The organism is Halorientalis brevis, assembly GCF_023077655.1.
In genome coordinates this window covers 1-20,233 of the sequence record NZ_JALLGV010000013.1, presented here as the reverse complement: position 1 = coordinate 20,233, position 20,233 = coordinate 1, and the positions used below count along the sequence as shown (strand labels likewise).

Annotated in this window: 18 protein-coding genes and 1 pseudogene; 10 read left to right on the top strand and 9 right to left on the bottom strand. The window is 50.9% G+C overall.

Annotated features, from left to right (window positions below):
* The first annotated feature begins 131 nt into the window (after positions 1 to 131).
* On the top strand, positions 132 to 839 hold the full coding sequence (locus MU553_RS22670; RefSeq protein WP_247381936.1) for a hypothetical protein: 708 nt from the start codon (positions 132 to 134) through the stop codon (positions 837 to 839).
* A gap of 1,015 nt (positions 840 to 1,854) precedes the next feature.
* Here the strand turns inward: MU553_RS22670 and MU553_RS22665 are convergent.
* Positions 1,855 to 2,979: an outer membrane protein assembly factor BamB family protein gene (locus MU553_RS22665; RefSeq protein WP_247381935.1), complete on the bottom strand. Its 1,125-nt coding sequence runs from the start codon at positions 2,977 to 2,979 to the stop codon at positions 1,855 to 1,857.
* Positions 2,980 to 3,176: 197 nt separating this feature from the next.
* Here MU553_RS22665 and MU553_RS22660 point away from each other — a divergent pair.
* A pseudogene (locus tag MU553_RS22660) lies at positions 3,177 to 4,852 on the top strand (transposase).
* Between the two features lie 725 nt (positions 4,853 to 5,577).
* On the opposite strand, the gene MU553_RS22655 reads toward MU553_RS22660, so the two are convergent.
* On the bottom strand, positions 5,578 to 6,033 hold the full coding sequence (locus tag MU553_RS22655; RefSeq protein WP_247381934.1) for an RDD family protein: 456 nt from the start codon (positions 6,031 to 6,033) through the stop codon (positions 5,578 to 5,580).
* 169 nt (positions 6,034 to 6,202) lie between these two features.
* Here MU553_RS22655 and MU553_RS22650 point away from each other — a divergent pair, with 169 nt between their 5' ends.
* From MU553_RS22650 to MU553_RS22630, 5 genes are all read left to right on the top strand, one after another.
* On the top strand, positions 6,203 to 7,543 hold the full coding sequence (locus MU553_RS22650; RefSeq protein WP_247381933.1) for a hypothetical protein: 1,341 nt from the start codon (positions 6,203 to 6,205) through the stop codon (positions 7,541 to 7,543).
* A 783-nt stretch (positions 7,544 to 8,326) separates the two neighbouring features.
* Positions 8,327 to 8,740, top strand: coding sequence for a TRAM domain-containing protein (locus MU553_RS22645; RefSeq protein WP_247381931.1), 414 nt, complete (start codon positions 8,327 to 8,329; stop codon positions 8,738 to 8,740).
* Positions 8,741 to 9,941: 1,201 nt separating this feature from the next.
* The gene (locus MU553_RS22640) at positions 9,942 to 10,415 is read left to right on the top strand and encodes a hypothetical protein (RefSeq protein ID WP_247381930.1); all 474 of its coding nucleotides are present in this window, start codon (positions 9,942 to 9,944) and stop codon (positions 10,413 to 10,415) included.
* A gap of 431 nt (positions 10,416 to 10,846) precedes the next feature.
* Complete coding sequence (locus tag MU553_RS22635; RefSeq protein ID WP_247381929.1) at positions 10,847 to 11,959, top strand: hypothetical protein; 1,113 nt, start codon at positions 10,847 to 10,849, stop codon at positions 11,957 to 11,959.
* 225 nt (positions 11,960 to 12,184) lie between these two features.
* Positions 12,185 to 12,976, top strand: a complete 792-nt coding sequence (locus MU553_RS22630; RefSeq protein WP_247381927.1) for a DUF6338 family protein — start codon at positions 12,185 to 12,187, stop codon at positions 12,974 to 12,976.
* A gap of 6 nt (positions 12,977 to 12,982) precedes the next feature.
* Here the strand turns inward: MU553_RS22630 and MU553_RS22625 are convergent, their stop codons facing one another.
* Positions 12,983 to 13,438, bottom strand: a complete 456-nt coding sequence (locus tag MU553_RS22625) for a helix-turn-helix transcriptional regulator (protein ID WP_247381924.1) — start codon at positions 13,436 to 13,438, stop codon at positions 12,983 to 12,985.
* Positions 13,439 to 14,078: 640 nt separating this feature from the next.
* Between MU553_RS22625 and MU553_RS22620 the strand changes: the two genes are divergently transcribed.
* Positions 14,079 to 14,276, top strand: coding sequence for a cold shock domain-containing protein (locus tag MU553_RS22620; RefSeq protein ID WP_247381921.1), 198 nt, complete (start codon positions 14,079 to 14,081; stop codon positions 14,274 to 14,276).
* Positions 14,277 to 14,281: 5 nt separating this feature from the next.
* Here MU553_RS22620 and MU553_RS22615 read toward each other — a convergent pair whose 3' ends face one another.
* The 6 genes from MU553_RS22615 to MU553_RS22590 form a co-directional block, all read right to left on the bottom strand.
* Complete coding sequence (locus tag MU553_RS22615; protein WP_247381918.1) at positions 14,282 to 14,968, bottom strand: metallophosphoesterase family protein; 687 nt, start codon at positions 14,966 to 14,968, stop codon at positions 14,282 to 14,284.
* Entirely contained in the window at positions 14,968 to 16,209 is a 1,242-nt protein-coding gene (locus MU553_RS22610; protein ID WP_247381916.1) for a hypothetical protein, read from the bottom strand. The genes MU553_RS22615 and MU553_RS22610 overlap by 1 nt, the downstream gene beginning before the upstream one ends.
* Positions 16,199 to 17,062, bottom strand: coding sequence for a serine/threonine protein kinase (locus MU553_RS22605; protein ID WP_247381912.1), 864 nt, complete (start codon positions 17,060 to 17,062; stop codon positions 16,199 to 16,201). The genes MU553_RS22610 and MU553_RS22605 overlap by 11 nt, the downstream gene beginning before the upstream one ends.
* 27 nt (positions 17,063 to 17,089) lie before the next feature.
* Complete coding sequence (locus MU553_RS22600) at positions 17,090 to 17,770, bottom strand: hypothetical protein (RefSeq protein WP_247381911.1); 681 nt, start codon at positions 17,768 to 17,770, stop codon at positions 17,090 to 17,092.
* A gap of 273 nt (positions 17,771 to 18,043) precedes the next feature.
* The gene (locus MU553_RS22595; protein ID WP_247381909.1) at positions 18,044 to 18,259 is read right to left on the bottom strand and encodes a hypothetical protein; all 216 of its coding nucleotides are present in this window, start codon (positions 18,257 to 18,259) and stop codon (positions 18,044 to 18,046) included.
* Between the two features lie 35 nt (positions 18,260 to 18,294).
* Positions 18,295 to 18,633, bottom strand: coding sequence for a hypothetical protein (locus MU553_RS22590; protein WP_247381907.1), 339 nt, complete (start codon positions 18,631 to 18,633; stop codon positions 18,295 to 18,297).
* Positions 18,634 to 19,694: 1,061 nt separating this feature from the next.
* Here MU553_RS22590 and MU553_RS22585 point away from each other — a divergent pair.
* Positions 19,695 to 20,015 carry a helix-turn-helix transcriptional regulator gene (locus MU553_RS22585; RefSeq protein WP_247381905.1) on the top strand — a complete coding sequence of 107 codons (321 nt, stop codon included), beginning with the start codon at positions 19,695 to 19,697 and terminating at the stop codon, positions 20,013 to 20,015.
* On the top strand, positions 20,012 to 20,233 hold a 222-nt coding region (locus MU553_RS22580; RefSeq protein WP_247381902.1), incomplete at its 3' end, for a hypothetical protein. The genes MU553_RS22585 and MU553_RS22580, both read left to right, overlap by 4 nt.

Genomic DNA, 20,233 nt, shown 5'->3' with positions numbered 1-20,233 from the left:
CGGCCCATCTAACTCGGCTGTTTCTGTCCTCAGGGCTTGTTTTATTCGGTGCAAAGAAACAATCGGTCTCTATGGCGAAATTTCTTCTATGCACAGAAAGAAAGAAGTGCCGTTGAACTGACTGTAAAAATATGGTTACAGAACCAATAGATACGGACCCTTCTGTAGATAGAGCATCCTTACCGCCGTTTTACGCAGAGAGTGAAGAACCATCACACGACATTCAATTCTACATCGGGTGTCTCTCTGCTGGAAAGACCATAACGGCTCAAACCCACTATAAACGTCTTGCCGAACGGAATCCAGATAGGCCACTGCTCGTTGTAGACCCCCTTGGAATTTGGGAGTTTGTGGACGACCTTCCCGAAAATTGCTCCCGATATGCACCGGATGAGCGTCTGATAGATCCAATCGCAGCCGACGATGAATATATCGAATCAATCGGTGTGGCGGCGAAAGAAGCCCTCTCTGAATGGTCTGAGCAGGGAGAGGAGGCAGAACTGTTTATCGACGATGCCTATCTAGTCTTGGATGCGTTAGACCTGAATGCCGAGCTCGGTTCAATAGGCGACAAGACGCTTCGTCTCATTTCCTCTGACTACAGTATATTGCGAGAGGAGTTGGAGGTAGAGCCCGCGCAGATCCACATTCACCGTATCGAAGATAGAGAAGAAATCTGCCATCTACCGCTGTCGGAAGCGGAAATCACATATGTCCTTAATGTCACGACAGGCGACCATTTAGCGCCTGCAGGTGTTCTCACCCTCGATCACAGTGGAGAGACTACCTGGGCTCGGTGCGTTCTCACTGACGAAGAAGCTAACCTGCTATTGGATTGATGACGAAACAAAAAGCCATACAGCTAAAAAAGAAGCGTAGGATAGCTGTCTCGGTTGGTTTCGTCTCACTGTTGCTCGCGACCGTCTTGTTGATTTTGCCAACCTACTTCCAATCACAAGGGTTCCTTGGGAGCGGGTTGCTTGCTGTTACAGTGATTGCTCTCATTCTTCATATCCTGTACACACGATTGCTGTCTTACCCAATCTGATGTTGAAAAATGAATGTACGGTGGCCGATCCGGTTTTCCTAAATTGATGTTACAGCCCCGCTACCTCTAGAATATTGATAGTACCATTTTCGAATAAGCTCCGAGATTCTGTATAGCGACATGCGATTTATTCCCACCAGTCATATTCTGGCCGGTATCGTTTGTTGTGTGGTTGTCTGTCCTCGACACTGACGCAACACAAATTGTTTGTGAGTTGTCTGGAATTGGCTACTACCCGAAATCGGCATTCTCAGAACAGCCATCTCAAACAGCGAGCCTTCTTCTCTTGTGAGACGACGGTCGATTCCGTCAGGACAGTGTTTTCGACGAAAATCCTTGGGCCAACCACTGCGAAATCGGACCCACAGATCGACACCGCCCCAAAGGTCGACAGCTATTCTGGGTGTGATCACGAGCTCCGAGATACTATTGCACTATGAGAAACCGGCCGGAACGGGAAGAACTGGATATCAATCCCAGTATCTGCCACGAAACAACCCGCCGAAATCAGTGAGATCGCGTTGACGTACTGCAGAACAACAGCTTGTTCATGAGTACCTCAGAAGCCTATACGACTGACTGCGACGAATATGTTGACAGTTTCAGCCGAACCTGTGTAAGATTGAAGCACTCCTGGTAAACTCTATTTCGCTATAGGCAAGTCATTTAACCGAATAGTTGAGACTGGATCTCTTAATGCATATGGTGTGAGCTATCTAAGGATCATCAAGCGTTGCTAAATCTATTTGAGCTCAGTCGAGATGTTCTACTTGCTAGCGCTGTTGGCTGTTACCGTTGATCTCGCGTTATGATGGCTGAGTGAGAGCGTATAGAGTTCCGTTGGTTGTTTGTGCAAACACTTGCTCGTCACCGGCACCTAGGAGAAATGTCTCACTGGAAATCGTCGTCTGAGCTTGCTCAAATGAAGAGAGTCTATCGACCCACGTGACCTGTCCGGCATCTGTTCCGACAATGAACCTGTCCAAGGTCGAAGTTGTTTGTGTTACGGGCGTCTCAAAGCGTCTCTCATAGCGTTCCGTACCGTTCTGAAGTGAGAGCTCATATAATGTCCCAAAAGTACCAGAAGGTGCTTGCGCTGTCGACTCTGCAACTAAAAGGGATGATTCAGTTTTGTGGACCCCTTGAACTCGGGCATCCATTCCAAATGACGATCGCCACTGGAGCTGGCCAGTTGTCCGATCAAGTGCGGCGACGTTACCGTCTGCTCCAACATATACATGGGTATCGACAGGAAGAGGGCCGACAGTTGTTGACGGCCAGTCCTCCGGCTGCCACGCCCACAGAAGTGTTCCGTTACTGGGTGAGAGTGCGACGACGCCTCCTTGGTTACCGAAGTAGACCGCCGTATCATCAGATGCAAGTTGGTCGTCTGGTGCGGCAATCACGGTGAAGTCGATTCCATCGATCGACGACTGCTCCCAGCGAAGTGTTCCATCACTCGTCTCAAGGGCTGCAAGGGAGCCGTTCGCCGCGTAGAGGGTCTCATCCGAAACAGTGAGCGCTGAAGCGAGGTTATTCACGGCCTGTGTCCACAATTGCTCACCACTCGATGCATCGAACGCGTAGATCTGTGCTTGTGCACCACGGGGGCCGCCTCTCTCGCCGGCGTAGATGCGTCCATCTGAAGCAGTGAGGCCAGTTATTCGTTCTAGATCAATATCCCACTGTCGTGTCCCGTCTGTTGCATCAAAAACCGCGAGCTGGCTATTCCCAGATTGACTGCTATGATACCCACCAACTGCAAGCCATCCGTTCGTTACACAGGGTGGGGACAGTGATGTTGGTTCAGGAACTGATGCGGTCCATTGCGTCCCATCTGGCGATTGTGAAAGAATTGTCCCCGAGCAGCCAGCGAGGACACCTGCCAAGAGCGTACCACTAGTGGCGAGGAACGAACGGCGGGAGGGCATACAGAAATCCACCCACCCGAATCATATAGACATTCTGTAAGCTATATCTAGAACCCACTCTGTTACATCCTCACTCTACATCTAACGATTAGCTGCACCAGTCCTGTTTCGCGACTGAGGAATCCAATAGAGCTACTGAAACCACTATAAAGGTCAGTTAGACGGACTCTTGGGCATGTCCGGGCTATCTATTCGTAGTGGTCGCGACTCGCGAGTCTCGATGCAGTGTCTTTCGACGAATCGCACACCACCAGCACGTCGAGTGGCCCACATATGACTCGACGCCGCTGTACGATCGAACCTCGCTCGCCGGGTTAGAATCGGACGTTCGAGTCGTCTCGAGTGCCTGGTTTACGCACCCTGATCATAACTCACTCGAACAGTTGGTCTGCTCGATTCCTCTGGCCTACTTCCGCTTCGAGGCCCACGACTGCTATGGAAGTTCGACACGCTACGAGATGGATACCCTCTTTCGCGTGTTCGTGCTGAAAGAACTCCACGGATGGAAGCACGAAACATCTCTCGTCGAGTACCTCGATGGCCAACCCGGATTCTGCGGACGCCTAGAGTTTGGGATGGTGCCCGATCAATCGACACTGTGGCGCAGTTGGAACGAGCGCTTCACGCGAGATCTCCGCGAGACGGTCCAGAAAGCAGCTCGAACGATCCTCATCAAAGCGCAGAACGCCGATGTCACCGTCCCCCGCGAACCAGAGCAGATCCTCCCGGCTCGTTGCGATGACGTGGACGAATCGGTTCCAGACGACCGAGCCATTCTGGACAATGCCGATAGAGTCACCGAGCACGTCAGCCGTGTCGTGTTCCCTGCGTTCTCGCTCAATCGTGGCGAAGGCTCTAAGGTCCACGAGCACGCTTTCTGGGACCTACAGACGTATCTCGGACTGCGCGAGCGGCTGGCTGCAAACGAGGGTGCTCGCAGTTTCGTCCACGAGTCAACGCGGGAGCGGACACCACTCGGACACGCCCACCGCGACCACATTCGTGATCTCTCTATCGAGCAGATTCGAGCGATGTACCGGCAGGCGATTCGACGACTCATTGATGAGGTCGCAGAGACGGAGAAGTTCTTCCGGGCAGGGATCGTCGCTATCGACATCACCGAGGCTGCTCCCTTCACCGGCGACCGGACCGGCCACGAGGACGAGATCATTGGGACGAAAGAACAGACCGACGAGTACGCCTATCAGTGGGCGACCGTCCAGCTGGTCGGGAACGCTGTCCCACTCGTCTTCGATGCCCGCCCGGTACGGAAAGGCGAGTCACGACTAGAAATCGTCGAGGACTTGCTGGATTCGGCTGAAGAGCTCGTTCACGTCGATAACGTACTGATGGACCGGGAGTTCGATAGCCAGCACGTCCTGGAAATGATTAGTCAGCGCGGGCACTCCTACGTCGTTCCGAAGCGGATGCAGACCAGCGAGAAAGCCCAGGCCAAGCGATTGCTCCAGCGCGATCAAGGCCGATATGAAACTGACCGGAAGCTCCACCTCGGCAAGAACGAGTGGCACGAGACGACGCTATCTACCGACGGAAAGAGGACTCCGAGCACGACGATCACCGGCAGTATTCGGTGTTCATGACGAATGGGGGGAGCGGACACCTTACGGAGTACGGCTACAGGTGGGAGATCGAGAGTGGGTACAGGTCGATCAAACGGTTCATGGCGGCGACAACGTCGAAGAATTTTGAGCTGCGATCCTTCTACTTCGCGTTTGCGTGTCTGCTGTACTCGATCTGGCGAGCTGTCGATCTCCTCGTCCAAGCCGAATTGACTGGCGAGTATGAGCACTCACCGGTGATTACAGCGGACAACACGCTGACGCTGCTGAAGAAGGAAACTGGAATCGGGTAGAGAGACACTCTGTCTGGGTTAGCGCGCCGTCTGAGTGGCTACACTATTGGACGTCTGAAAAATTTGCCCATACGGTTGAAGGTTTGACAAGAATGGCCGCTTGGAGAGTAATCTGGAGCAGTTTCCGCTGACCGAATCGGTCAAATTCGCGCATCACAGGCCCGCTAAATCCACTGTAGTCTCAACTTCAGCTACGTAGCCGACGGTTCGGGCCTGTTTCATAACCAGAAACCCGGCTTGGGGATATAATAACTGAACGACTCATTGACCCGTATGGACTGGGCCTTTCGAATCCGGAAAGACGTCCCACCATGGGTGATGAAACTCGTACTGATCGCTGCCATCCTACTGATTGCCGGTCTGCAGTATCTCAATGTTCTGTAATCACTGACAACTCGTCACATTGGGTGTCCTGAGTACCTAACTCCTGAGTCGTCCCGCCAAAAGCGATAGTCGAGTTGCGCAACCAGTCGACGACCGCCACGCTATAACAGCTCATTCCTTGCGGGGCTGGGTCCCTTTGCAACAACCTGTGTTTACTGAGAATGCCGGCCACGACGGTTGACTTCCCGTCGGACGTTACCATGACTTGTTTGCCCACTGGCTACTGCGGATGTTTCGAATAACCTGAACACGCGATAGCTGTGTGCTGTTGGCCTGGGTCAGTGTCTGATTCGAGACCTACTTTGGGAACAGCGTAGAATACAGGCTCGATCGACGTTCCGTCAACGGACGACAGCAGTGCCCCCGAACTGATCGCCTATGCGTTTGTTCCCGTCAGAGAGGTAGATCCCGACGATGCCAACAAGATACCAAATGGGTAGGAAGTCAACAAGTCGAAACACGTTCCGGACTATCGACGAGCGCAGCGAAAGGGGCGAACCATCATCTTCGACAGCTCTGATTCCCACGAGGTACTTTCCGAGGGTCTTCCCGAACCGCCACTCGAGCAGCGTGTGATATCCAATCCCGAATGCGAGCCACAGCCCGAAAGCCGCCGTTCCGGCTGACCCACTGAGAGTTGCGTCCGCACCGTTTACTGTCGTTTCGAGCTGGCCAGTCGCAACCGCGACAGAAAGCGTCGCGACAATGAACAGCCCAAACCAGACGAACGAGTCGATCACGATCGATACACCACGGATACCGACTCCACATCGCTGTGGACCTCCTATGTCCGTCATAGTCGATCGTTGACGGGCAATAGATAAAGCTCAGACGACGTGTTTCTTGGCGAGAAACACTATTCGAACTGATTCATACTGGCTGAGTCGACACATTTTATGACTGTGGACTGTGGCCTCCCAGTTGAGAAGCGCGGCCAGATCGCACCCCTGCTATTCACCCTCCACTATGCCCTTCCTCAACCGGCGTCGATTCATCGAGCTCGGTACGACAGCCACAGCAGCTGCACTCGCGGGTTGCTGGAGAACAAACCAGACCCCATCGTACACGGAGTGGATTCCGGCGACCGCTGGGTCGACGCTCACTGGCTATATCGATCTTACCGTCTCGGCAAAGACCTCAAAGATTGATCCTGTTCTCCCACTGATTTTACCATCTAGCGATGACACGACTTCCGCACAATTCACACCCAATCTGTCTGGCCTTGATGAAATAGATGACCCGTTGTTGAAGCTACCGCTGAAAACCGGCGGACAGGTGATCGCCACCTCCGCCCTCTCACTGGTGGTTTCAGGGCTGGGCTATCTCATTGATTTACAAACGCCATCAGAAGGGGTCACGGAGTTGCTTATCGCTAACCAGACGACTATTGGGACCGGCGAGATAGATGTGGCCAGAGCCGACAAATCGCTACGAAACGGCAGGGAAGGGGCCTTTGGCGAAATTAACCACGAGACCGTCAGTGAAACAGGCGAGTTCACGATATACGAACCGTCGACAGACGTTGACGCCGCCGTTGCACTCAGTGACTCGGGGGTGATCGTAGCCGATACTCGATCGAAAGTCCGGACAGCCATCGAAACGTGGCGTGGCAACCGCAATCGCGCCGTCGACGACAACGATACCTACGAGTGGTTATCGAACACTGTTGGGTCAGGTGATCTCCTGGTTGGCTGGGACGGCCCTGTTCAACTCGCTGATTACTACTGGGAAAGTGAAGACCCCAGTCTCGTGACCGACATCGTGACACAGCAAGTCGACGTATTCTCATCGTTGACGTTCGCTCCGGAAAGCCGAAAGATCAGAACAGATCTCGCACTCCAAAGCGATGACGTTGAGCGAATGTCACGGGCCCAACTCAAAGCCCAATTCGGAATGTCGAAAAAGCAGGGTTCACTCTCTATCAACGGAAACCGTTTGTCAGTGACAACCACGCTCTCGGAAGACGACCTTGACGTTGATGTCGTTCAGTCAGCGGAAACGACAGCGGAGCCAACGGTGCAGAGCAGTAACAACCAACCCGAGAAGATATCCGAGGCGATCCCAGACAACGCAATCGAATTTTCGCATAGAGCAGAGCAGGATCTTGTCCGCGTCAACTTCGTCAAAGAGTTTGACGCTGACAAAGTGACTATACGAGCATTAGAGAGTGGCAGCGAAACGTCGACGACGACTCCAAGGAGCGTTTCGTACCTTACAGTGTATGCCGCTTCTGGCGGTGACGAAGTTGTGGTCACTGCAACCATAGATGGTGTTTCCGGTGAGATTGCCCGAGAGGACGTCCCGTAAACAGCCCTCACTAATGGACTTCTGTGCGAATAGCAGATGCAGCGACAAGGATAATTCCGCGATATGTACTTGGCCACAACTGCCGAGACTACCGATCGACGATGGCGACGCCGTGCCACAGTCCTGTTTGAAACCCCATGTGCTCGGTGTCCTCGTCGAGCAGGAGCATACGTTTCTATTCCTCAAGGGCCCATCTGAAACTACTGTCAAGCTTCGGGGCTTGCTGCCCGTGGATGCTTCAACCCATCAAGGGTCCGTTTGTAACTGTCTGTTGGGGTTAGGGGGTGTCTGGGGTTCTCTATGTGGATTGGGTTCGCGTTGAGTGGGGTCTGGCTATCTCGTTCAGCCTGGATTCACGTGGATGCGAGTGGCGTTTTTCGCGGGTCTTGGCGGGCTGCCAGTGTTGGGGGTGGCTGGGGTCGTCTACCAACGTGAATGGATGGTCGCTGCCAGTGCGTGTGGGCTCCTCTTGGTGGGCTTCTGGCAGGCCGTCCTCTGGATGTACATCCTCCCCGTGGTGGGGGTACTTGTAATCGCTAGTGCCGTGGTTGCGAGCCAAGAGCCGACGAATACACTCCCCTCTGGTAGGTCACAATCCCTCCCAGAACGTCAGGTGTGTCGTGAGCAGGACAATCTGTTCGCACACACAGTGTGCAGCCAGTTGCTGTTGTTCTGTGTCAATCGCCTCCGTGGACAGTACGAAATCTTCGTCTGGGTGATTTCCAAACGTTCTTGAACAGTAGAGTCAAGTGTTTTCGCTTGTGTATCTCGCGCAAGCAACTGATGGAACTTCCCGACCAACTTCACTGTCTGTTTTCTGCCACTGTCGAGCAACGAGATGGATCGTACGTCGTTGAGGTACCAGAGCAAGAAGTTCGCCTCGGTGACCTTCAGCACGGCGAGACGTGCCGTGTGGCTGTGTTTTCCTCGCCGTCGGACGGTGAGAGTGAGGATACTGACGCTGAACCAAAGCGTGAACGTGAGCCGTCGGGGCCACCAGTTACCGAAGGTGAACAACGCACTGTCGAAATCGAAGAGCTTGGCGACCAGGGCGACGGGCTCGCTCGTGTTGACCAGGGCTTTGTCGTCATCGTCCCCGAGACCAAACGGGGCGAACGGGTTATTGTTGAAATTACGGACGTCCGGGAGACAGTCGCGTTTGCCGACGTGATCGGGCGTGCTAGTCGCTCGGTCTGATTCGGGGGGTTGTGGCTTGTTGTGTGGACGGCTGTGGTCTCGGGACTGTTGTGTGTTCTACTCGATCTGGACAACAGAGAGGGGTTTGTTTCAATCCCATGGTGGGTATTGCTGAAACTCTGACCGTCTTCGTCGAGCACGGCGACGCCACGATCGCTTCAATCCCTCATGGGTTCTGCTGAAACCACTGCAGCCGACGAACTCGACCCGGAGGACCGCGAGCTTCAACCCATCAAGGGTCCGTCTGAAACCATGGCCGATTCACCGGCCTTACCTGGGTCTATACACCGATCTCACTTCATCATTTTCGTCGACCGCCAATACCCCCTGCACCCCCTGGGGGTCGATGAAAAACTCACATCACTGATGCAAGCACCGTGCCACCGGCGTGACCCAATATGAGGAAGCGCCAGCTCGGCGCGGGACGCGATCGCGTCGACGGCCACGATCATGAGTCGCGACTCACATGCAGTCACGTCACTGTAGGAGGGGAGTGCCGTAGGATGGGTGGGGTTGGAGCCTTCACAGCAGATCGGGGGGCACTCCACGTGGATGATCTCGGTCAGAAGGCTTAATACCCCGTCAGATGTCCGTCTGACGGCTTGTGGGTTGGCTTCACGATTTGGGCTGGCCGTGTGGGTGGTCGAAGCCAATCTCGGTGTGGCTGTCGACGGGAGTGAGCCGATGCAAACGATCCAGCGGCGCGTTACAGGGAAGGGAGAGAAGAGGTTCAACGCTCAGTATAACGCGCTCACTCACCAGTTGTCGACTGCGCGAATGCATCTCTCAGGAGAACTCCGCCAGCGCCGACAGCAAGTAATCCACCGAGAAATTGGAGCACGGTCGACACAGAAACGCCAGAGGCACTGGTTCCTGAAACTGCAAGACAAAGAGATAATCCAACAATCATCGTGTACAATGCAGCCCGGTTCATGATCGATCATCTTGCTCATTGGAATTTAAAAACAAAGGTCTGACCAGTACATGACCTTGCACGGTATTCTACAATCATATCTAATTCAACACTTCGCAAGCCGGGTTATGACGTAGTAAATTTCTGTGGATGCTTCTATGACACGCTGGTGGAAAATCGACGAGCAGGCCCGACTCAGTTCTCGAATAGTGATGATGGTGGCGACGGATCCGCAACAGATACAGTTTCGATATCTTCTTCAGACGGAGGGCCACAAGCGGAAATTGTGTGGCCTCCAACAAGAACGCGGTAACAACCGCAGTTCTCCTCTGTGTGGTCCTTTCGTTAACGGGATGTACAGCGCTCTTCGGGGAGCCTGCCACGATCCGCTGTTCATCGGAAACCAGGTCTGACGGTGAGGCTGTGATTAGTGGGTTTACAGCGACCGGCCATGATGAATCAGTGTATCTCGTTGTCCCGGCCATCCCTGAGCAACTCGACCGATTCAATGTGAGCCGCATCGCCGTCTATGATCGAAGCGGTGATCTTGAGTACGATATCCCCGTTCGAGAAGACAGCTTCTCGATGAACAAAATGGAAGTTTCCCAGGTTAGTGACGGGGAGATTCCATTCGTCGTCAACATCGGTGAGGCCCCACAGCACAGCTGGTATCGAGTCGTGGTTTACAACGGAAGCGGTGGAACAGTCCAGACGACTACCGGCGGGTTCAATTGTTACAGCGATAAATCGCTGTCACCGTAGGCTCTCGGTGCCCTTTCCTCCGAATATTGGTGCTTATTTTTCTAACTACAGTGGTGGTGATTGTCTTGAGAAGGAGTCAGGGGCTGTGTTTGGGACTGCACGACTGTTGTCGGAGTGGTAAGGGGTACGGACCACTAACCAACAGACGCCCTCATTCACACCGTTTTATTGGTTAGCAAATTTGCTGTAGAGGTATTGGCCGCTGATGGATGTGATCGTACTCTATTGGGTGCTAACCACTTTCAACACGGCAGGCTATGGTTTAAGTTCGCTACCAAATTTGGTTCTTATAGATGCCGTGGATGGCTATCCACGATGGCGACAAGAAACCGCCACGCCAGGTTCCAGAACAGACCAAAGTGACGTGTCCGACATGTGAAAGCGAAATGGTCGTACGTAAGCGATCATCGGATGGTCGGGCCAGACACTTCATGCACATCGGGAACAGTGGCGGTGGTGGCGGTACTGCTGGCGGTGGTGGAGCGTGTTCCTCGGTTGCTGAATCTGACAAGCATGCGAAGTGGAAATCACTTGCGGCGGATCAGCTTGAACATGTCTTTGCTGGTCAAATCGACCACTGCGAAATGGAGTATCGACTCGATGCACCGCGAACCGAGAAACAACGCCGGGACGCCGACGCTGCGATTGTGTTTGAATCGCCGGATCAGCAACTTGGGAAGGGTGTTATAATAGAGGTCCAACACAAAAACGAGTCAAAAGACAAGCGTGGGACGGCTCAGGACTACTACGCTCAAGGATTTGCCACAGTCTGGGCAACTGAAGCAGATTTTGCTGCGGATCGCTGTCGGCTCACAGAAGCTGATATTAGAAAACGCGCCCGTGACGCGGTTTGGCCATGGGCTGTTCCAGAGCGTGTTGCGTGGCCTGAGTACGAGTTTTGTATCGACGATCCCCTGGCGAAGATCGGCCTACGTGACTTCGTGGAAGTTGACGACGAGCCAGTGGGTCAAGTTCCAGCGACGCTACCCCCTGATTGGAATGACGATGTTGCCTTGTGGCTCTGGCGGTCACGAACGTGGAAATCATTGTTCGATGAGTCTGAAGATTACACGGATATCTGGCCATATGCGAAGGTGCCAGCGACATTACCACCAGAGTGGTATGACGAGCAGGCCGGCCGACTGTGGCGTGAGACTGACTGGCTTAAGATAGTCCACGGAACTGGTGAGGGGCGCCATGACGGGAAAGAGAGAATTCGAGCGCAATCATATATTGACAGGGTTAGAGGTGATGGCGCAGCCCAGGTTGAGATCGATTTCGCGCCTTTGATTGGGGAAGATCAGTGGCGATTGTGGTGGCGTGCAGGTCGAGGCTTGCAGCGTGAAAGAGATGTTTCTGTTGAGCGGCCACAGACTCCATTTGACGACGTGCAATGCCACGAGTGTGGTCATTATATGCCTGCAGCGAACGCGGATCGACGGTGTCAGAACTGTGATGAGCTATACGACTGGCTGTGGAATATAGAGACGGGCCGTATTTCGGAGTCGGCAGTGCCAGCTGAGATTTCGTTGATAGACCTGTAGCAATGGATTGGTTCCTGTAGTTGGGTAGGGACAGAGTAGCGGCGACGGAAGCTACTAACCGCCAAAGTTATGTCAGCGTGACAGATAGTTGGCAAGCAAAAATAGCAACCTGAAAGCGAGTATGGACGAGTGGGGGATGGATTGCTTAACCCCCAATGGAACACTCTCGTATCTATCCAATGGCAACTATTTTCATTAACTCCTGACTGACATCAGTTAGAACGAATGGCATCGCCTACTTCGGTTCCTGTTAGCCTTCTTGTTATTTTGCTTCTATTAGCGCCGGGTCTTGTAGGATTACAACTTCTCTTTCGATTTGGCCAGCGCAACCCATCACCAAGTCGGACTCAGTGGATTACCTGGAGTACGTTTGTCAGTCTGCTTTCTCTTAGCATACTCTATTTTACGTCTGGTCTGTACCTCACTCACACAAACGAGCTTGCTACAACTCTGGTGGACAGATTAGGGCTGGTGGACATCAATACGCTCACGGGTCTGGGACTTGCTGATATCGTAATATTATATATGACACATTTGATGCTGACACTGGGGGGCGGTGTAGCAATGGGGAAATTATACGATAGCTGGAATGATGACCCCCTTGACCGGAGAGAACCGTGGCACTACGCCTTTGACGAAGGCACATTTGACGGTGAGAGCCTCGACGTATATCTGGAAGATGGGACTATTCTCCGTGGTGAGTTCATCAAAAAAGCATGGGACGCTGATCAGCGCGATCTCTATCTAGAAGAGCCATACGAAGTCGTCGAGGAAGCCGACGGTGAGGATGAATCAGACCTCGGCCGCAGTCTCTTGATTCAAGATTCAGCCATTTCTCATGTAGTGTTCACAAAGGAAGACCCTGACTCAGAGCGAACAGAAGCCGTTGATGTGTCCGATGAAACAATGGAACAGATGGAAAACCAGCTCCGAGATATTCTAAATGAAAACATCGACGAATTCGAGAATGAGGACACCACAGATCAGTCAAAGGATGAAGGGATAGACGGTGAGTAGCTTGACCTAGATCTCGTCAGCTAGGTCTAGTTCGCTCTCACTTGTGTACTCTGGGAATTTTTTATATACATATCGTAGGAGCCGGTCAAGTGGTACATTGTTATTGCTTTGCTTGATCTGCTGTGCAGCATCAAGTATTGAATCGATGTCTCGCTCCTCGTCTTGTCTCAGGTTTTGAATAGCTCGTCGACCTTTGTTAGTTAGGCTGTAGATGTATTCTTCGTTCCCTTTTTGCGTCGTTCTGATATCGCGCTGTAGATAGCCCTTTGTTTCCAGTGTCTTTAGTGCGCCCGCCAGTGTTGGCGAAAAGGGACCATATTTGTCAGCCTTGAATTCATGCCGTTCTCCAATGTCGCCCTCTTTCTGCGTGAGAAACGCGAGCTTTTGGAACCGCGTTGCACCCTCAATCTGACGGCTTCTATCCGCGTAGAGGAGTGCGAGCGGAAGTAAGACATCGGCCATGGCTGTAAGGTCCGTGGTTCACGATAAGATTATATGGCCAACGGGTAAGGCTTGTGGCTTCATCATCAACTGTGGAGTCAATTTACGCGTACATTCTGGATCCGATCTCTCACCGCAGACCAAGACAACTGCACAGGATGGACGCCCTCACTGCCAATGGTGACTGAAAGTGTGGTAACAACACACCCCTCCCAGTGGCACTGCTCCTGTTGTCCACCGAAGGGATGGAGAGCGTTTCTGTCTGGTTGCGGGACCTCATAGCTAACAGGAGTTGTTTCGTGGAATATAGTTGTTAGAGCAGGTTCTCTACGGATTCTGGCTCTGTTGTGAGCGCTGCTTGGGAGCTATCAGGTGTCGCCGAGTAACTGCCGAACCGCTCTGGTGAGACGGCCTGTTGCATGGCACGCAGTTGTTGCTGGAACTGGCCACTTGTGGCGTTAATCAGTTGGTCGTCGGGCCAGGAGTGGACGTCGAGATTGTCGTAGCGGGTGGCCCGTCGTTGGACAAGGTAGATCTGTTTCAGTTTGTTCTTTTGATACAACTTAGGCTCATGCCGTCACCCTGTGAGCAGCAGCGTGAATTGGTTCAGGCATATAATTTATAAATGCCCGAGTTATAACAATACATTGAGGAATGCTTTATGCAATCTGGACAAATTGCAAATACACACAATAGAAAATGTTACGGTTATATATCATATGAAGATAATGAAGGCCCAGTATACTTCCATTTTGAGGATTATGAGGAAGAAATCCCTGAAATTGGACAGGATGTCACTTTTGAAGTGGATAAAACAGACTGGGGAATGAGAGCATATAATATCGAGGATTCACAGTAACAGGTTTATCGTCCTTCATATAACCTGTCGCTCAAAGCACGGGGGAGTTCTTTAGCAGTTTTCTCAGCTATTTTATTTATGTCGTATTCGACCCTATGAATCTTGGCACTCAATTCGTTTAAATTGATTGTAGCATAGGACGCTCTGGGATCTTTGTCTCTTGGTTGGCCTACACTGCCTGGGTTGACAATGAGAGTATTATTTACCTTTTTGACGAACGGCCTATGAGTGTGGCCAAGTACAATTACGTCTGGAGGTAGATCAAAGTAGAACTCAAGAAATAGTTCATCGATATCTCTTTCATAGATATATTCTGACAATGGATTCTTGGGAGACCCATGGACAATTAGAAGGTCGCGATCGTTTACGAATTTTCTAATCTGGGTCGGAAGTGATGATAAATAATCCATATTATCATTAAATAAATTACGACGATTCCAATCAATCGCCCTTTTTGCGTGAATAGAGAAACTGGATGGCGTAGAATTTACTACTGCCGCATCATGATTCCCCTTTACAGAACAGATTTTTTCTTTACGTATTCGAGCAATAACCTCATTTGGTTGGGCGTAGTAGCCGACAAGATCACCTGCACAATACGTATCTGAAACTTTATTTATATTTGGTTGGTTTAAAACCTGATTAAGAGCAACCCAATTTGAGTGAATGTCTGATATTGCTCCAATTTTCATTATGGCATTACGCGCTTGATAACGTTCATGTCTCGTTTTGACAAAGTAAGATCAAAGGCAGTCATCCAATCTTGGTAGATATCCGACTGTATGTTCTCTCTCGGACCCACCGCTTCTTCGACATCTGAATAAACCTCGGCAGCATTCCTAAGATTCTGCTTTACTAAATCTACTCGCTCGTCTAAGGTCAGGCCAGTATATTCTTTGGCGATCTGGTGACATGACCAGATATAATGATCCCAAGAATCATTTTTATACGTCCATTCTGCATCCTCTGGTTCCCCATTGAATAATTCTTGCTCAAAGGGAGATGTTGGGTTCTTAATTCTTAGCTTATCAAGAGAGAATCCGTTGCTGTATAATGCTTGAAGATCCTGTTCAACCTGCATCTCCTCCATTAATGGATCTGAATAATACCAGTACACACCTGCAGACCCTCCACCGTTGTCTTGTGGTATCCAACGGTCTGTGTCAAATGCCCGAGTGTTCTTATAATGGCCTGAGGCAAACGCATTAATTCCAAGACCAAATGCTAAATGAGCTATCTGATCAGAATGGCCAAGAATAATGTCATACCAATTGTACCGGAGGTTTTTAAGAAGATCAAGATATGACTTCACCTGTTCCATGCCAAATAAGGGATTTCGCCGGTAACGCGGATACTGTACTGATACATAGAATCCAGCAAGATCTATTTTGGTAATGTAGTCTAATAGTTTTGTCCGCTGTTCGTCATCCTTTATACTAGCTCCATCCACTGGGAGTGAAGCAAATACCTGAGAGTCCGGGTCATTATCTTCGACAACCTTCAGGAAGGTCTTGGTTAACAATTGCCATCGATATAATTTTGAATCTGAAAATGTGTCCAAGAAACGTGCAGGAGCAATATACGCGTCAACATCAATTTCATTTTGAACTTCCCAAATCTTCTCACAGAGCTCACGCCGATTTTGTGGGTTTGTGACCACAACTGTTTCAAAGTCATTACCACCGCTGTCTTGGAAATATGGATAGGTATCTGAAGCTGGACGTTCAGTCCGCGGAATATAATACTGTGGATCGAAAAGAACGATCCCATCTTGTCGGTTTACGTCTCTTCCCAGAGATTTTGTATCCCCATATTCGTAGTCTGAAGGGCTCATTATTACCCCATCTGCATAGTCGCCCTCCATTGCCCGCTTCACTAGCGTCTGCCCCGAATATCCGAACTGAATCAAGTAGGTTGGCTCATCAAATAGCATAAGAGGTACCTCCTATGATGTGGTTTAGGTCAGTTTGCGCGATATTAACTGTTCTATGACGACGATGCAGATTGGTGCTAATCATTTGCTCATAAAAGTTATCTAATTCTTCGAGTTCTTCGGAAAGGTCCACATAGTCTGTCAAATTTCTATGAGCACCTTTTTCTATTGCATCCTGAATAGTGAACTCCTCAATGTCAAATGGATGTATGCCAGTTACACATTCAAAAAACACAATCCCGAGTGAGAAGAAATCCGTACGAACATTTTGTATTTCCTTATTATTCGCCAGCATTTCTGGAGAGGAATATTCTACCGTTCCAGGAGATCGTGCCCAGTCAGTTGGAGTTAAATCAGAACCCTCTAATGCCCTCACAACTCCGACATCTAAAAGTCTAATTTGCCCGTCTGGCTCTACCATGATATTTTCCGGCTTTATATCCCGGTGAACATACTCTTTGTCTTCGAATTCCCCTAAGACTTGTAATATCGTACTTAATACCTGAATGCCTAATTCAATACTGGGTCCATTTTCCTCTAAATGATCACGTAGAGTTTTTCCAGGGACGAACTCTTCTACTAAAACAAGCACTTCCTGATTCGATATCTTATCAGGAAAATGCATTTTTAGATCTACGAGTATATCTGAGTCGATGTCGTTCATCACTTCAACTTCTAATTCTGCACGTTTTACGTGCTGCAATTCTTCAAGCACCACTGTTTTCACAATTACTTCGTCTCCTTCAAACTCTCCAACAAAGACATCTTTCTGACCACCAAAGGCGATTTTTTCTTCAATATTAAATCGGGGTAACTCCTGTTGAGCATCCGTTAGCGAAATACGATCTCGCATATGCAAGAATCGTCACACGGCTATAACTTATACCCCTAGGGTATTTGAAGGTAATAGCGTTGTTTCATTTAGACGCCACACGTTGAGTTCAGAATACGGAGATTGTTTTTCAGGCTCATAATGGTGCTCAAAATCACCTTCCTTTGATATTGATATCAATCCTACTTCGTGTTTCTTGAAAAGACTCAGGTCTTTAAGTGCACGATGTATATTTGATTCATCAAGAACGACATATTGATATTCGGAATATGCTCTACCCTGTAACGCCTGACGAAAAGCACGCTGCCATTTTCCGAGTTTTAGTTCAATTGCTATTGAGGTTGTAATATGCCGTCTCAAATACGGTTTTGTTCTAATTCGTCCATTATCTTCTATTACGAAATTATGATCAATTAACCAATCCAGATCATTAGATATCTTCCGCGGTTCTCGACTTATCTGTTCAATAAAGTTATCACGTTGTATGTACCCGTCTTTTTTATGAAGCCGGAGAAATATTTTAAGACGTTTTTTATTTTCAATGGGTATGTCGACACCCAATTCGCGTACTCGCCTACGTTTATATGCGTCTGACACATAGCTAAGAACGATATCAGTTCTCCCACCACTGTAAGAAAATTCTTCTCTTCTATGGACATCTTTGTGGGTGAGTTTATCGGTCAAGATTGGTAATGCCACTTTCCGCAATTCCTCTTCAGACTCAAACATATACTTATATTTGATTATTACTTAGCCACCAAAAGGCCCTTTCTATTGAACCAATCCATGCCATGTCTAGACATGGCTATTTAATGAAACAAATCATTTTTGATTGTCTTGTCTAGTGACCCGTGGATATATTTCATGGTCTCAATCCCCTCTAATATCATCCTCATACACAGATATAATAGTGATGCCCCAAATACCCAGTCTCCACGCTGATCGTGGGTTGTCGTATAGACAATGCATCTGGGTGATCCCCCTTTAAAAATTGCCGAGACTTTACATATTGACCACAGCTACCCCGTGCCACGAGTCGTCCCGCGGCCCGGCGTGCCGAAGCGTCAACCCGTATTCACCGAGAATACCGTTCACCACGGCGGGAAGGCCGTCAGTCCGTAACGTCAGCTCCACCGTCCACCGATCGGTCGGATCTACGCTTGGTGAGACTACGTCGACGCCGATCACGGCGGGCACCGACTCCAGCTCGTTGACCACATTGTGCGCCCGATGACGCGACTCAACACGGCAGCTCATGCCGAGGCCTCCTGCGGTGCGCTCTCGACAGCCAGATTGTACCGAATATCCGCAGCTTGCGCTTTCGCGGCACGGTGGCGTTGTTTCGATTCACCAAGATCTTCGCACTGCCACCACTCGTCGATCCAGCCGCACTTCTCGTCGCGCACGTACTCAATCCAGTGACGGACAGCTGGGCGGGACAATTGTTCAGTGTGAACGACCTCGCCGTCGATGGTGACGTACAAGGTAGCCCGAACGGGGTCCCAGCGGTGGCACCGACCGCGGTTGTCGTAGCCGATGACGCCGGCTCGCTGTGCAACAGACTTTTCTCTCGAAGTTCCGTAGTGAGTCATGCGTTAGCTTCCTTGGAAGCTTGGCTCGCCTGCTCCAACAGGTGGGCCAATCATTCATTCCGTGATTCTGGCCCGTAGAGCCCCGCTTCCTACTCATATCTACATATCGCCAGCACCATAAAACCTTTTGCTATAGCCAAAGATAATAACCGTATGGCCCAGGGGAAGAGAACAGTTTCCGATGAAGAGATTATCCAACAGATGAAGCAATCGTCAGATCCAGCTTTCACAACGAGTGAGATCGCCGAAATGGTTGGTATGACGCCTGCAGGGATGCGTGGGCGGTTAGAATCGCTCAAAGAGTCTGGTCAGGTATCCAAGAAAAAGCCTAGCACTCGAACGGTGATATGGTGGACAGAAACCGATCACCCATCGGCTGTCTCAGTCGCATAATACCGGAGTCCTTCGTCCGTTATCCAGTACATCACAGTCCGCTTCCCTGGCTTCTTTTTATCCAAATAGCCGGATTCTACGAGCTTGTTCATCTGATAGCGAGCGCCTTCAGTCGTTACGTCCAATGACTCGGCGATTTCTGATGGGACGAATGCCGGATCTGAAGATATGATGAACTCCCGGAGTATGCTAATTGGGTCAATCTCTGGATCAGGACCACGCGCCACATCTGTGCGTTGAGTCCATTGGCAATGAAATTGCCCACCGATTTCTTTTTGCTATAGCCAAAAGTTAAGTGCCGTGCAAATTATACTCGGAGATAGGCCATCACGTGGCAGCTTGTAGAAGTTAGTGCGACGGTCCGCTCCACCGGACCGCCGCGTGAGGCCTCCAGTAGCGGAAGCCATGCCCGCATATGCTACCGGGGGGCTTGAAACCTCCCACCGACCAGACGCATCACTCGCCAACCACACAGAGAGGCGAACCAACACCCACCACCGAAACCCGGAAACCCGGATTCGCTCGCAAACCACCCAGCACATCACGAATACCATCGGTTCCGGAAATCCGGAAATCCGGAAACTCCCCTGCACCGGTCAAGTCTCAACCACCCCTCAGCAGACACCGCCCATGCCCATCCACACCCCCGCAACCGGAGGCGAGCACCAATGACGCGCCCACCAACTGAGTACCACCAACTCCGTGGGTTCCAGCGCGATTGCCTCCTCGCGATCGCCCGCCTCGAAACCCGCGACAACTCCCCTTACGGCCTCGCGATTAAACGCGAGTGCCAATCCATCCGCGACGAGGAGGTCACCCACACCAAACTCTACCCGAACCTGGACGAACTCGCCGCCCAACAACTCATCACCAAACAGGAACTCGACGCCCGCACCAATACCTACACCCTCACCGACGCGGGCCGCTCGCTCCTCACTACTCACGCACAGTCACTCGACACCATTCTCACCCAGGAGGCGACAGCATGACCCGCGAGTCCTACACCTGCGATCTCTGTCACCGAGAACACCCCACCAAAGCAAACGCACTCCGCTGTTGCAGTGACAAATTCGACGACGACCAAGACACCCACGACAAACCCGCCTTCACAGCGCCGGACGAACACGGGTGTCCAATCGTCACCGACGGCGGCTGCTCAATCCCCCAGGGCGAGACCTTCCAGGACCCCTGGCGGTACCGCTGTCCA

Bases quoted from the DNA above. Each gene is read 5' to 3' on its own strand.
- MU553_RS22670 (WP_247381936.1), top strand. From the start codon at position 132: ATGGTTACAGAACCAATAGATACGGACCCTTCTGTAGATAGAGCATCC.
- MU553_RS22665 (WP_247381935.1), bottom strand. From the start codon at position 2,979: ATGCCCTCCCGCCGTTCGTTCCTCGCCACTAGTGGTACGCTCTTGGCA.
- MU553_RS22655 (WP_247381934.1), bottom strand. From the start codon at position 6,033: ATGACGGACATAGGAGGTCCACAGCGATGTGGAGTCGGTATCCGTGGT.
- MU553_RS22650 (WP_247381933.1), top strand. From the start codon at position 6,203: ATGCCCTTCCTCAACCGGCGTCGATTCATCGAGCTCGGTACGACAGCC.
- MU553_RS22645 (WP_247381931.1), top strand. From the start codon at position 8,327: ATGGAACTTCCCGACCAACTTCACTGTCTGTTTTCTGCCACTGTCGAG.
- MU553_RS22635 (WP_247381929.1), top strand. From the start codon at position 10,847: ATGCACATCGGGAACAGTGGCGGTGGTGGCGGTACTGCTGGCGGTGGT.
- MU553_RS22630 (WP_247381927.1), top strand. From the start codon at position 12,185: ATGGCATCGCCTACTTCGGTTCCTGTTAGCCTTCTTGTTATTTTGCTT.
- MU553_RS22625 (WP_247381924.1), bottom strand. From the start codon at position 13,438: ATGGCCGATGTCTTACTTCCGCTCGCACTCCTCTACGCGGATAGAAGC.
- MU553_RS22620 (WP_247381921.1), top strand. From the start codon at position 14,079: ATGCAATCTGGACAAATTGCAAATACACACAATAGAAAATGTTACGGT.
- MU553_RS22615 (WP_247381918.1), bottom strand. From the start codon at position 14,968: ATGAAAATTGGAGCAATATCAGACATTCACTCAAATTGGGTTGCTCTT.
- MU553_RS22610 (WP_247381916.1), bottom strand. From the start codon at position 16,209: ATGCTATTTGATGAGCCAACCTACTTGATTCAGTTCGGATATTCGGGG.
- MU553_RS22605 (WP_247381912.1), bottom strand. From the start codon at position 17,062: ATGCGAGATCGTATTTCGCTAACGGATGCTCAACAGGAGTTACCCCGA.
- MU553_RS22600 (WP_247381911.1), bottom strand. From the start codon at position 17,770: ATGTTTGAGTCTGAAGAGGAATTGCGGAAAGTGGCATTACCAATCTTG.
- MU553_RS22590 (WP_247381907.1), bottom strand. From the start codon at position 18,633: ATGACTCACTACGGAACTTCGAGAGAAAAGTCTGTTGCACAGCGAGCC.
- MU553_RS22585 (WP_247381905.1), top strand. From the start codon at position 19,695: ATGACGCGCCCACCAACTGAGTACCACCAACTCCGTGGGTTCCAGCGC.